This window comes from Microcoleus sp. N9_B4 (assembly GCF_036701635.1).
In the GTDB taxonomy this organism is placed as follows: domain Bacteria; phylum Cyanobacteriota; class Cyanobacteriia; order Cyanobacteriales; family Microcoleaceae; genus Microcoleus.
Genome location: NZ_JAUBRC010000009.1, coordinates 71148 through 85027, shown reverse-complemented (window position 1 = coordinate 85027; position 13880 = coordinate 71148). Strand labels below are relative to the sequence as shown.

Genomic DNA, 13880 nt, shown 5'->3' with positions numbered 1-13880 from the left:
GAACCGACACCGGCAGCAACCCCCCAACTCGAAGCGCCGAAAATTGTAGAACCAATTCAAACAATAGAACCGACACCGACAGCAACTCCACAGTTAGAAACCCCGAAAATTGTAGAACCAATTCAAACAATAGAACCGACACCGGCAGCAACCCCCCAACTCGAAGCGCCGAAAATTGTAGAACCAATTCAAACAATAGAACCGACACCCACAGCAACTCCACAGTTAGAAACCCCGAAAGTTGTTGCACCCGTTAAAATAATAGAACCGACCCCAACAGCATCTCCCCAAACAAAAAAACAGGAATATAAAGGATACTACAATCGGTTTCGCAACTTCTTGCATCAAGAACCCCAACCTGCTAATCCTTCAGAGCCGCAAACCCTGCCAGAAATAACAGGAAAAGCTCCAGTACCAAAAGTAGTCGCTCCCGCGATACCAGAACAGTCTCCCAATCTTGTACCGCCAACGCCACCAGTTGCCGCTGAAACTCCTAGCCAGCCAACCAGCGAATTAGTCCCTCCCGAAACAACAGTTTCCGAACCCGAAAATCAGCCAAAATCCGAACAAAAAGTCGAATTTGCCACCTAACAAAAACTTTCTGGGCTTCGTGGCATGGGCGTCCCGCCCGTGATCCAGTCGAATTTGCCACCTAACAAAAACTTTCTGGGCTTCGTGGCATGGGCGTCCCGCCCGTGATCCATCTGCGGGCAAAAATCAAAAATTAGGACACTAAAAAATGACCTACCTCGAAACAGCAGCCAAATTCTACAGCGATGTTGCCGAAACACCCCAAATCGGACTTTGCTGCGTCCAAAGCAGTCCCTTGCAATTGCCAGGATTAAAAATTCCCGAACAAATGCAAGAAATGAATTACGGCTGTGGCACAACCGTTCACGCCGCCGAACTTGTCGGCAATCCCTTCGTGCTTTATGTAGGCGTGGGCGGCGGCTTGGAAGCACTACAATTTGCATATTTTTCTAGACACAAAAGAGCGGTTATTGCCGTCGATCCGGTTCCAGCAATGCGAGAAGCGGCTGCACGAAACTTGCAAATAGCCGCCCACGAAAATGATTGGTTTGATCCGAGTTTTGTAGAAATTTGTGAAGGCGATGCTTTTGCGTTGCCGGTGCCGGATGCTTCTGTAGATGTTGTCGCCCAAAACTGCTTGTTTAATATTTTTGAACCAGCGGATTTAGCTAAAGCATTAAAAGAGACTTATCGGGTGTTAAAACCGGGTGGCAGATTGTTGATGAGCGATCCGATCGCAACTCGACCCATTCCGCAGCATTTGAAGGAAGACGAACGTTTGCGGGCCTTGTGTTTATCCGGCGCTTTGACATACGCAGAATACGTTCAACACCTTGTAGACGTTGGTTTTGGGCAAGTCGAAGTGCGGGCGCGCCGTCCTTACCGATTGCTGGACAAACACAATTATCAATTGGATGCGGATTTGCTGTTAGAAAGCCTGGATTCGGTGTCTTTTAAAGTGGATGTACCGGATGACGGAGCTTGCATTTTCACTGGCAAGACGGCGATTTATAGGGGTATGGAAGAGCTATTTGATGACGGGGCGGGTCACGTTTTGCAGCGGGGAGTTCCGGCGGCTGTCTGCGATAAAACTGCTGGGAAGTTGGGCGGATTAATGCCGGATAAGGTGTTAATTACTGATTCGACTTGGCATTATAATGGCGGCGGTTGCTGTTAGATTTTTTGTGGCCGATCGCAAGTGCGATCGGCCACAAAAAAATTAACGGTGTATTGGTTATTTTGGAAAATAATTGCAGGGAACAGCAAGCATAAAATTTAGGAGAAGCAAGAGAGGTCAATTGCTGAAGTTGGTTGACAATAGCCTCCTAATACTATAGTATTCGAGCATGACATATAAGACTATTGACTTATTTTCTGGTGCGGGTGGCTTGACTACAGGATTTCACCTGGCTGGTTTTGAATCTTTATGTGCGATCGAGGTGGATGCGAAAGCTCTAGCGACCTATAAGCATAATTACCCAAACACCAAAATTGTTCATCAGGATATACATGAGGTCAATCCTTTGGATTTGCGATTATGTTTGGGTTTGCAGAGAGAGGAACTAACAGCGTTGATAGGCGGCCCCCCATGCCAAGGATTTTCAAGAAATATTCCTGCTGACTATCGCTACCTCAGCGACTCTCGCAATCAGTTATATCGGACATTTTTAGAATTCGTACAGGAATTTAGACCCCTTTACGTTGTTATGGAAAACGTACCTGAAATCTTGAAAGCTTATGGTGGTGTAGTTAAGAATGAAATTACACAGCAACTTGAGTCGCAAGGTTATAAAGTCACTTATGGCTCACTAAACTCCGCGCATTATGGAGTACCGCAGACCAGATCAAGGGCTTTTTTCCTGGCTAGTTTAGATAAACTACTTCAATTCCCTGAACCTACACACGCTGGCGAGATTAGAAGCGATTACAGAGCTACTAAATCTTGTTATCAACTTAGTCTCCTAGAATCAAACATTTCTTCAGTCGTCACAGTTAGAGATGCGATTGGAGATTTGCCGTCATTGAACGCAGGAGAGGAATATAATGCTGAAGTTTATCCTTTTCCACCCCAAACTGCGTACCAAGCAATGATACGTAATGGAAGTACGAAACTTTTCAATCACGTTGCTCGTGCTTTGAGTCCCATTCAAATGTCAAGAGTGCGTCTTCTTAGTGAAGGGCAAGATGCTAGAGACTTACCACCAGAATTAGCTCCTAAAAAGCACTATAGCGGTGCATATGGAAGGCTTTACTGGGATAAACCAGCAAGAACTATCACAAGGTGGGTTTTCCATCCCGGATCTGGCAGGTTTTTTCATCCAACCCAAAATCGGACAATTACAATCCGTGAAGCTGCAAGATTGCACTCTTACCCAGATAACTTTCACTTTCTGGGAACATACACTGATATGGCTTCTCAAATCGGAGAATCAGTACCCCCACTTCTAGGTAAAGCAATAGCTGCATCTATTCTCCAAGTTCACTGTCAAAAGACGGTGTACTGAGTTGATCTTGCAAAGCTGAGAGAACAGTTTGCACATATCTATCAAGTGTAATACGAGTTCGCTTAACCCTGATGTGAACTGCTTCTGGAGGGATGGTTCTAGCTCTAAAAAGTTGCTTTTGATTTTTGTACCAAACTAACTCTAGCTTACCTCCAACATTGCCTTGTAGGCCTACTCCCGATCTTCCAGTAACTCTATCCACTGTCCAAGCCCAAGAAAAAGCATTTGGGTCAAGTGGATTAAGAGGGAATTCACAGTAAATATATTCATATCCTCTGATGGTTTTCAGCAGTATGCCTTCATAGCTATTGGTAATGCTCTGTGCTGCTTGACTCGATATAATTTTATCGTTCCAATGCTGAACAAGAGCTGCTCCGAGTTCAGCAGGTGAGGATTGTTCCGTCAAACCAGGAAAACCAAGTTGGGCAGCCTTTTTGATAACATCTGCTCTCTGAATAACAAACAAAAATGTATTTACAACAGTAAGACTATTCAGTTGAAGAGATTTGAGTGACCAACCAGTTGCAGTCGTGGTGTCAACAGCATCATAGAGGAGTTTGCTACGTCCTAATGCTGGATCTGATAAAGGAATATGCTTGACATAATGAAAAATAGCTTCCCAAGTATAATCCTCTATGGAGCCTATAACTGGAGATGCAATGGTAGCAATAATGGCTTGCCTCAATCTTTCAATCTCGTTTTCCGTCAGCACTCAAGAGTTCCTCTACAACTCGTAAAAATTCACCCATTGTTATGTCCAGAGCATTTGTAATGTGACTAAGAACTCTAACAGATGGACTTTTCAGCCCTCGCTCAAGCTGGCTGATATAGGTTCTGTGCAGACCTGTGACTTCTGCCAGATATTCTTGTGACCAACGTTTCTCTATGCGACGACGTTGTATTTCTAGTCCTAAAGTTTGGTCTAGTTTGCTAGGCTGCATAGAGAGAAATAGTAAGGTTTTGAATACAAAAGTTCTACAGACTAAAGTATTCAATGTGGCAATATCAGCACTGAACTCACCCACCTCTTGTGCCACAGCCATCTTCGCTGTCTCCAAAAACCCTGGTTTAATCAGCTTTCTTCCCATCCTGCGAAACTTCCCGCTAAATTAAAGAAGTAAAAAAATCATTCACATCCTACCCAGGAGATGCCATGCCCCGCGTCAGAGCACCAGAATTCCCCGGAAACTACCCCTGGCTGAACACCGAAAAACCTTTATCCATTGAATCCTTAAAAGGGCGCGTCGTCCTCCTCGACTTCTGGACGTACTGCTGCATCAACTGCTTGCACGTCCTCCCAGACTTAAAATACCTCGAACAAAAATATAAAGATGCCCTCACGGTTATCGGCGTTCACTCGGCTAAATTTGAAAACGAAAAAGAAGTAGAAAACATCCGCCAAGCTATCCTCCGCTACGATATCGAACATCCTGTAATCGTTGACAGCGGCATGAAAGTTTGGCAAAGCTATGCGGTTCGCGCTTGGCCGACTTTAATGGTGATCGATCCTGAAAGTTATGTCGTTGGCTTTGTTTCCGGCGAAGGCAATAGAGAAGCACTTGACGAGTTAGTTGGCAAGTTAATTGCTGAATACAAAGATAAAAATGCGCTTAATTTTAAAGAACTGCGTTTTACCTTAGAAAAACAGCGCAAACCTGTATCAACACCGCTGGCTTTTCCCGGTAAAGTGCTGGCATTTGCGATCGGTGCAACGGAGGCAAAACATCTTCACCAACAGGTTGCGCTTTTGGGCGAAATGAGTCAGGAAAATGAATCTGTAGATGAAACTGTATTGCCCGGGCCTGCTAATTCAGTTATACAAAACTTAGTCGGTTCTTGCTTATTTATTGCCGATTCCGGCCACAATAGGATTGTTGTCAGCACCCTCGAAGGTGAGGTGCTGCACGTCATCGGTAGTGGCAAACCGGGTTTAACTGATGGGGACTTTGAAGAGGCTGAGTTTTTTGCACCTCAAGGTATGGCTTTTGATGCAGAAAGTCAAATTCTATATGTTGCTGATACGGAAAATCATGCTCTCAGAAAGATTGATTTTACGACTCAACGGGTAGAAACTGTTGCTGGTACCGGCGAACAAAGTCACGAAATTTCACCCCGCAGCGGCAAGGCTTTAGAAACGCAATTGAATTCGCCTTGGGATTTAGAAAGAGTTGGAAATAGACTTTTTATTGCAATGGCGGGTTCCCACCAAATTTGGGAAATGCAGTTAGACACTGGCACGATCGGCACTTATGCAGGTATTGGTCGAGAATCCTGTGTTGACGGGAATCTTGCAGAATCTGCTTTTTCCCAGCCCAGTGGCCTGTCTACCGATCGATCGGAGTTGTTTGTTGCCGACAGCGAAATTAGTTCGATTCGCGCTGTGGGTATAGATGAAGACCCGAAGGTGCGGACTGTTTGCGGTAGCGGTGAATTGTTTGGTTTTGGGGATAAAGATGGTCGCGCTGAGGAGGTAAGGTTGCAGCACTGTTTGGGTGTTGAATACGCTCAAAATTACCTCTGGGTTGCTGATACTTACAATCACAAAATTAAGCGGATCGACCACCGGGGTGGTACGTGCAGAACGATGATTGGAGATGGTACAGCAGGTTTGGTTGATGCTAAAGGTCTCAAGGCTCGATTTTTTGAACCTTCAGGCTTGAGTGCGATCGGGCCTCATTTGTTTGTTGCTGATACGAATAATCATGTAATTCGGAGAGTTGAGTTGGATACGCTGGAAGTCACAACTTTGGATTTCCCCAGTTTGTGTCCTCCTGATGTTTGTCTTCCTGATTGAGTCGATCGACTTTTTTGACTTCAGGCAGGGTTTTCAATTCTCGTGATTGCCAGATTGATTGTGGTAAAGTAGGGTGCTCTTCGGCGCACCTTACCACAATTTTCCAGCCAAGTAAGTTACTCTAATTATTCGCGGTGAGTGTAGTGCCTCACCCGGAATTCACTCTTGGATGCAGAACATCTATATTTAGGGTGTACGACCCAAGAACACCTGATATCATCTCCGATCGAGCGATTAAAAGGGCGGGTTTTTGAGATTGTCAATTATTGGCAGATATTTTCTGTGAACCCGCCCCTACCGTATTAGGGGTAATCGACCGGACATAATATGACCGATATAAGTAGAACGTCAAACCACTTTTTGCGTCCAGGACTGAATTACTAAATGTTGTTAATTCCATCGCTACTAAAACCGCGATCGCCCGTATTAAATAATCGCAAAAAATCCTCGCCCCAATCTAAAATTCCGAATAGCTAAGCAGCCGCACTATTTTTTCGTCATCGTTCAATTCGCCGACAATTCGTCGCACGGGTTTCGGCCAGATTTTAATCAAAGTAGGAGTTGCTGAAATCTGATCTGCCTCAGCTTGGTCTGGATGTTTCAAAACATCAATTACTTTTAAAGTGTAGGGACGATCGAGGCATTTCTCTAAGAACTGGTGTAAAGTTTCGAGGGTGCGTTCGGTGCTGGGGTTGCTGCCGGAAACAAACAAACGCAAAACGTAGCCTTGAGTTTGTGGCGGTGGGGTGAGTGCTGTTGGTTTAGGCAGCCGAGTCTGCTGCGCTTGCGGAAAGCCCAAGGGAGTTACTATGGAACTGCTCCAGTCCGATCGAGCTTCGGGGCTGGCATACTGTACAACTAAGTCGTGATTTTCCCAAAGTTCGGGGAATTGTTCGTGATAAGTAGCAATCGCCATCGGTTCGCACATTTCTTCGCTCCGGGGATGCCACACTAAGTCGCCAGTCCCAAAAATGGCGTTCAGCAGCGTTTGATGTCGCAGCACGGGGGGGTAAGCCTCGGCAGCAACCCGCACCTGCCGATCGCCTGGATCGAGCCAGGAGTCAACGGTTGCCGTGTAGCAAGGTATCAGAAAATGCGGCGGTTCCGACAAACCGAGGATCTCCTGTAGAGCTACGCACAACTGCAAATGCCACCGAGTTTGCTTGCGGGGGTCTATGCAATAGATTAAGTCTCCCCCTGGTGTAAACAGCGCAATGCCTTTGAAAAATTCCGGCAAAATCGGGCGATCGACTTTCAATTAAGTACACCAATAACAGTTAGCAGTTAACAGTTAACACTCGATTTTTACCAGTTGATAATTGACATTGACCTTTATGAGCGGGTTTAACAGTTGATAATTGACATTTGATAATTGTCAACTGTTTAAATCCCCATCCTAAAAACCTCGTTGTCAACTGTCAACTGTCAACTGTCAACTGTCAACTGTCAACTGTCAACTGTCAACTGTCAACTGTCAACTGTCAACTATTTAAACTCTACCTCGCAGCATCTGAGCCATTTCGTTCGGGAACGGCGAGTTCTCCACACAAAGTTCTTCAGTAATCCGACCTTCTTGATAAAGGCCGTAGAGCGACTTATTCATCGTCGTCATGCCTTCATAAGTATCTTTGATCATGATTTGATTGATTTCCTCATTCTGGCCCTTCAGAATGTATTCCTTAACCACGTCGGTATTGATCATAACGTCGTGGAAAGCAGCCCGCTTTCCGTCTGTGGTTTTGCACAGCAGTTGAGCAATAATCGCCACTAGGGATTCGGAAATTGAAACCCGTATGGCCTCCTGTTCTTCCGCCCCGAACATATCCAGAATCCGGTTCAGGGTCTTAACCGCACTGTTCGTGTGCAGGGTTCCTGCAACTAAGTGACCGGTTTGAGAGGCTTTGAGGGCGATTTCCACCGTCTCTCTGTCCCGAATTTCTCCTACTAGCAGCATATCCGGGTCTTGTCGCAGAGCGCCTTTGAGAGCGCTCATAAACTTGAGGGTGTGCCTGCCGACTTCCCGGTGCTTGATCAAGGATTTTTTGCTTTCGTGTACAAATTCTACCGGGTCTTCGATCGTGATGATGTTGTAGGCTTTATTCTTATTGATGTAGTCGATCATCGCGGCCAAGGTGGTAGACTTACCCGAACCTGTCGGGCCTGTCACCAAAATCAGCCCTTTGTGGTAGCCACATATTTTCCTAAATACCTCCGGCAGTTTCAATTCCTCCATTGTCAAGATTTTGGCAGGAATTAGCCGCAGCACCATTGCCGGGCCGGCCAAGGAGTCCATGCAACTGATCCGAATGCGGACGAACCCGAAGTCGAAAGCGCCGTCAAAGTCTAGGGTTTTTTGGAAAATTTCAATTTCTTCATCGCTCATGCACTCCCGCAACCAGCCAAAAAACGTATCTAAATCAGTCGGTGGATAGCCGATGTCGGCAATCTCGCCGCGCGTGCGGAAGCGGGGAACTTCGTTTACTCCGAGGTGAAGGTCGGATACTCCTTCTTCTTTGGCTCGGATTACTAGCTCTTTCAAACTCGGAGATCCGCCGCTGCTAGTGCTCGGGCCTTTAGGTGTGGCGAAGGATTGCGGCGCTGGTGCGGGTGCCGATGCTGGTGCCGGCGGCGGTGCTGGTGGCATTCCTGCTGCTCTGGGGGGCATTCCGGGAGCTGGAGGGCGGGGCATTCCTGGCGGTGGGGGGGCTCCGGGTACGGGCGGGCGAGGAGCGGGCGGATGCTGTTGTGTCATATGCGCTACCTTAAGTTGGTTAGAAGGCTGACTCGAACAGATGATTTGTGGGAGTTCAACAATGCCGATCGCTATTGTGCGTCTCTTGCACAAGAGCTTAACTGTTGTTCTCAGTCTATCCCAAGAGGGGGTCGTAGTGCTGCACTACTAAGGAACTATTCTGCCAATTGGAGGATGCCATCACTCTCGATATATGATCAAATATGGATTTTTGACTTTTTTGGATAAATTTCTTAATGAAAAGAGTTTGCCACAATTTAACAGTATTAAATTATACTTTGCCCAACTATTAAGGAGTTAAACGGATGAATTCTGTCGATCGGGCTTTTACTCCTGCTCTGGAGTTGGCGGAGTCGATCCGCACCCTGGAAGTGTCGCCTTTAGAAATTGTCAATCTGTACTTGGAACGGATCGATCGATTAAACCCTGAGCTTGGCAGTTATTTTACAGTAACGGCCGAGCGGGCGATCGCCCTAGCTAAATCTCAAACCGAAAAACTAGCTGGGTTAAACAAGCCACAGGAATTGCCACCTTTTTTCGGAGTGCCGATCGCTATTAAAGACTTGACACCCGTTACCGGCGTTCCCTGTACTTACGGCGCTCAGGCTTTGCAGGGTAACATCTCTGCCTACGACGAGTCAGTAGTATGGCGGATCAAAGCAGCGGGCTTTAACATTCTGGGCAAAACAGCCACCTCTCAAATTGGCTCATTACCTTACACCGAACCAGAAGGTTTCCCGCCCGCCCGCAATCCCTGGAATTTAGACTATACGCCCGGAGGTTCCAGCGGTGGCTCAGCGGCCGCTGTAGCAGCGGGTTTGTGTGCGATCGCCCAAGGTTCAGACGGCGGCGGTTCGATCCGAGGCCCGGCTTCCTGCTGCGGTTTAGTGGGCATTAAACCATCGCGGGGGCGAGTTTCCTGGGCACCTGTCGGAGATTACCTCAGCGGCATTTCTGCCAACGGCCCACTGGCGCGCACTGTAGCTGACGCCGCCGCACTTTTGGATGTAATGTCAGGCTACACAACAGGCGATCCGTACTGGCTACCAGATTCAAATCCGACGTTTTTAGAGGCTGCCCGTCAACAGCAGGGTAAGCTGCGAATTGCATTTTCTACGACTATTTCCCCTGTGGGCGAGGCTGCGCCTATCTGTCAGCAAGCGGTCCTCGAAACCGTCAAGTTACTGACAGATTTGGGTCATGATGTCGAACCTGGATGCCCAGATTTTACGGGCTTAATCGAACCGTTTATCGCAATTTGGCAGTCGGGGGCGGCTGCAAGTGGTATTCCAGGCCCTGCTTTGGAACCGATGAATCGCTGGCTGTTAGAAAGAACTATTTCGGCTGGGGAATATTTGCGGGCGGTGAATCAAATGCAGGTGATTTCACGGCGGATTGTGGGATTTTTTGAAAAATTTGATGTGTTAGTTTTGCCGACTTATATGCACTCCCCAATCCGGGTTGGAGAGTGGGCGGATTTGAGTTTTGAAGAAACTTTGCAGCGGATCATTAATTGGGTTGCTCCTTGTCCGCCCTTTAATGCTAGCGGTTTGCCTGCGATCGCACTTCCTGCCATTTTAGATAACAACGGTTTGCCCGTGGGAATTCAAATTATCGGGCGGCCGGCGGCGGAAGCAACTTTAATTGCTTTGGCGGCGCAGATGGAAGCGGCGAAACCTTTCCCGGTTTTAGATTTTAAATAGGGAAGTGCAAGGGATAAAAGCACGTTTCCCTTTTTTATGGGTATGCCAAATCAGGACTTGTGCGCGGGGCACTAGAAATCCGGTTTTTGGCAGAATTTTCTATTAACTGTTGACTGTTTGACATTTGAACCATACCGATGCAACGGGAAACGAGAGGATTGAGAAAGGGGACAAATTTCAGGTTGAATTTTTGTAAAACATAAAATACTTCTTAAACTACTTGACTTTTTTGGGAAGTAGGGTAGAATTTTTTCAAATTAATTCCCGCTGGCGGGTGTATCTAAAAAAATAGCTTATGTTTAACACAGCAGGACTGTTTGAAGAAAATCAGATTCCGGGAAATGTTGTGGGTGTTTCAGCGGAAATACTAGACTTATTCAGTAATTTCGATCGCTTAAATCGGATCGGGACAATTGCCATCGGCGATACCAATATTTTATTTGATACCAGCTACGATTTGACTTATAAACCAGATTGGGCGGCGGCTGCGACTGGTAGTGCGATCCTCTACGAGGGCTTCGCTAACGAGCTTTTTGAGCCATTCACCAATTTCGCCCTCCAATCGTCAGGAGGCGACAATCTTAAATTTGATAGTAGTCTAAAATCCCAGACAGATGTCTCCACTCAAGTTCAGAGAGACGAATTGACAGGGATGGATTTTGCTGTTGGTGATAGTGGGGGCGGACCAGAACTCACGCAATCCCAAACTTCTTCCCTATTACCTTCAGAAAAATGGGCTTTTGATTTTGAAAATTATACCATCGACCACCAAGGTTTAAACACCCTAAACATCAAAGTTGGTTACGACTTAAAACCGGGAATTACCCAGAACGAATATCCCGATTTTGTGCCAATTTACCAAAGTATTGATAATTTCCTAGTTAACTACCCGAACGAAACAGATTTTTGGGAAATTGTTAACAAAAATTTGACGGCAAAGGTGCTTAATGAAAATCCGGTACTGACAGATGTTACGATTCAACTGGAAGTTTTGCCAACGGAGATATTGCCCTACGATCGCGCCAGTACAGTTTTCCGCAGTCAATCAGGCAAAATCACAGAAGATTGGAATTTTTCAGTCAAAGACTACGCAATCAATCACCAAGGATTGAACAAGCTCAATCTCGATATAGATTACCAGTACAAGCCGGAAATCGATCCAAATGAATATCCAGATTTTGTGCCAATCTACAAGAGCATTGATAACTTTTTAACCACCTATCCAAACGAAACTGATTTTTGGGAAGTTGTCAATAAAAACTTGACTCAAAATATTCTCAACGAAAATCCTGCCTTGGCGGCAATTAAGATCGATTTTAACGTTTTGCCAAGCCAAAATTTGCCCTACAACCGCAGCAGCAAAGTTACTCGCACTCAACCCAGCAATCCTCAAGGAACTTTCCTAGTTGGCAATACCAGGGGAAATAATGTACTTCGGTTTGACGGCAATACCGGCAATTCTCTAGGCGAATTTATTCCACCGGGAAGCGGCGGTTTGTCCAGTCCAGATACGATCGTTTTTGGGCCAGATGGCAATGGCGATGATCAGTCGGACATTTACGTTACTAGCGGCGACAAGCCCGGAAATTCGGGAGAACCGACAGCATCTGCGGTATTGCGGTATGACGGAATTACTGGCGCATTTATTGACAAGTTTGTCGGCGATAATCCGAACACGGCGGTTGATGAAACTGGCGGATTGTTTCGCCCTTACGGTTTAGCTTTTGGCCCTGACGGTAATTTTTATGTCAGCAGTTTTTTAAGTGACCAAATTCTCCGATATAACGGCAAAACAGGACAGTTTATTGATGTATTTGCTTCAGGAAATCAGCAAGCGGGAGGATTGAATGGGCCGAACGGTTTACTGTTTGCTCCTGACGGCAATTTGTACGTGACAACGCAGGGGAGTGTTGCTCGCAACGGTCAACCAGATTTTAGCGCAAGTTTCCCCAGTCAGGTGCTGCGTTACAACCCGCAAACCCGGCAGTCAAGTATCTTTGCTTCGCCCGATCCTTCGCCTCGGAGTCAGGGATTTACAAGTCTTTTGGGAATGGCAATCGGGCCCGCTGACGGCGACCTTTATGTCAGCGATTTTGCTAACGATATCAGGCGCTACAATTTAACAAGTGGGGAATTAGTCAAGGTTTTATCTACCAATTATACTGATACTTCGCCCAGTAGCAATTATGTAGGTAGTTTGGCTTTTTCGCCGATCGGCAATTTGTTTGCAGTTGGCTTTGACAACCGCGCCAATGCTAACGGTGCCGGCGCTGTTTTGCGGTACAATGGCAAGACTGACGAACCGCTGCCAATATCGGGAAATCCTGGGTCGAGTAACAGTTCTATTTTTGTCCCTCCCGACAGCAAGCTACAGCGTCCCATAGGAATTGCTTTCTTTCCGCCCGATGCTCAACTGACCCAGAAATGGAATTTTACATTGGCAAATTACCCAATTAATCATCAAGGGTTAAACAACCTTAATATTGATGTAAATTATAAGTACAAAGATGGGATTCAAAATTATGAGTATCCTGATTTTGTGCCGATTTACAAGAGTATTGACAATTTTTTAGTCAACTACCCCAACGAAACTGATTTTTGGGAAATTGTTAACAAAAATGTGACCGAAAAAGTGCTTGCTGACAATCCGGCAATTTCTTCTGTGACGGTTAATTTGGATGTTTTACCGACGAATCAATTGCCTTACGAGCGCAGCAGTAACGTTACTCGCACTCAAGATGGTAAATTAGGCGAAGCATGGGATTTCAAGCTTCCTAATTACTCGATCGATCACCAGGGTTTGAATAACCTCAATATAGATGTCAAATATCAGTACAAACCAGGAATTCCGCAGGATGAGTATCCAGACTTTGTGCCGATTTACAAAAGCATCGACAGTTTTTTGACTAATTATCCCAATGAAACGGATTTCTGGGAAATTCTTAATAAGAGTTTGACGCAAAAGCTGCTAGCAGAAAATCCGGCTTTGGATTCGTTGCAAATTAATCTTGAGGTTTTGCCGACTAACAGATTGCCTTACGATCGAGCTAGTATTGTGTCGCTCGCTTAGCCTATCATTGAAAATTAGATGGAAAAATCTTGACAAGAAATACATACTTAGCTACCGTAAGGGTACGGTTAAGTACGTTGCGTATAAACCAGGTTTTTTCGCGTCCAAGACTAACCCATTTAAATTGTCTGTTGTGGTGAAAAACCCGGTTTTTTTAAGAAACCGGGTTTCTGAATTAGACCGAGTTTGCCAAGCTCCATCTTGGGATATAGGTCTATGTCCCCCTGCATTTGATACCTAAATAGTTGTGGACGCAAATAGGATCAAAAACCAGGTTTCGGCGTTAAAGTCGATCGCTCACAACCTGTTATTTTGACTCTTAACCTGCTTTTTGTGCCTCCAGACAAAAATATAGTTTTTTTAATCGGAGTTCGCGATCCACCCAATTTCTACTTATCAAACCTATATTTTACCAATAAACCGAGTTACTCGCGCCCAGTATTACTTATTACCAATTACGCTGTAATATATTGAGAATACCTCTTTAGATTGATAGACATTTTGATTATTTCCTTTTAAATATGGT

9 protein-coding genes and 1 pseudogene are annotated in these 13880 nt (G+C 45.7%); 6 read left to right on the top strand and 4 right to left on the bottom strand.

Going from position 1 to position 13880, the window contains the following annotated elements; genetic code table 11:
* The 3 genes and pseudogenes from QUA43_RS08460 to QUA43_RS08450 form a co-directional block, all read left to right on the top strand.
* Positions 1-591: pseudogene (locus QUA43_RS08460) on the top strand (hypothetical protein); the annotation flags it as partial.
* 148 nt (positions 592-739) lie between these two features.
* Positions 740-1708: an arsenosugar biosynthesis arsenite methyltransferase ArsM gene (arsM, locus tag QUA43_RS08455; RefSeq protein WP_333372721.1), complete on the top strand. Its 969-nt coding sequence runs from the start codon at positions 740-742 to the stop codon at positions 1706-1708.
* Between the two features lie 169 nt (positions 1709-1877).
* A complete protein-coding gene (locus QUA43_RS08450; protein ID WP_333372719.1) occupies positions 1878-3035 on the top strand; it encodes a DNA cytosine methyltransferase in 1158 nt (385 codons plus the stop codon).
* Here the strand turns inward: QUA43_RS08450 and QUA43_RS08445 are convergent.
* Both QUA43_RS08445 and QUA43_RS08440 read right to left on the bottom strand, forming a co-directional pair.
* Positions 2998-3747 (bottom strand): hypothetical protein, encoded by a 750-nt coding sequence (locus tag QUA43_RS08445; RefSeq protein ID WP_333372717.1) that lies wholly within the window; start codon positions 3745-3747, stop codon positions 2998-3000. The two genes, QUA43_RS08450 and QUA43_RS08445, sit on opposite strands and share 38 nt — an antisense overlap.
* Positions 3725-4123 (bottom strand): helix-turn-helix transcriptional regulator, encoded by a 399-nt coding sequence (locus QUA43_RS08440; protein ID WP_333372714.1) that lies wholly within the window; start codon positions 4121-4123, stop codon positions 3725-3727. Before QUA43_RS08440 ends, QUA43_RS08445 begins: the two co-directional genes overlap by 23 nt.
* 65 nt (positions 4124-4188) lie before the next feature.
* Here QUA43_RS08440 and QUA43_RS08435 point away from each other — a divergent pair, with 65 nt between their 5' ends.
* Entirely contained in the window at positions 4189-5829 is a 1641-nt protein-coding gene (locus tag QUA43_RS08435) for a thioredoxin-like domain-containing protein (protein WP_333372711.1), read from the top strand.
* 457 nt (positions 5830-6286) lie between these two features.
* On the opposite strand, the gene QUA43_RS08430 is transcribed toward QUA43_RS08435, so the two are convergent.
* Both QUA43_RS08430 and QUA43_RS08425 read right to left on the bottom strand, forming a co-directional pair.
* Positions 6287-7087, bottom strand: a complete 801-nt coding sequence (locus QUA43_RS08430) for a circadian clock KaiB family protein (protein WP_333372709.1) — start codon at positions 7085-7087, stop codon at positions 6287-6289.
* Positions 7088-7318: 231 nt separating this feature from the next.
* A complete protein-coding gene (locus tag QUA43_RS08425) occupies positions 7319-8581 on the bottom strand; it encodes a type IV pilus twitching motility protein PilT (RefSeq protein WP_333372706.1) in 1263 nt (420 codons plus the stop codon).
* Positions 8582-8886: 305 nt separating this feature from the next.
* Between QUA43_RS08425 and QUA43_RS08420 the strand changes: the two genes are divergently transcribed.
* Positions 8887-10284, top strand: a complete 1398-nt coding sequence (locus QUA43_RS08420) for an amidase (RefSeq protein WP_333372704.1) — start codon at positions 8887-8889, stop codon at positions 10282-10284.
* 295 nt (positions 10285-10579) lie between these two features.
* Positions 10580-13354: an NHL repeat-containing protein gene (locus tag QUA43_RS08415; RefSeq protein WP_333372701.1), complete on the top strand. Its 2775-nt coding sequence runs from the start codon at positions 10580-10582 to the stop codon at positions 13352-13354.
* Positions 13355-13880: the final 526 nt, after the last annotated feature.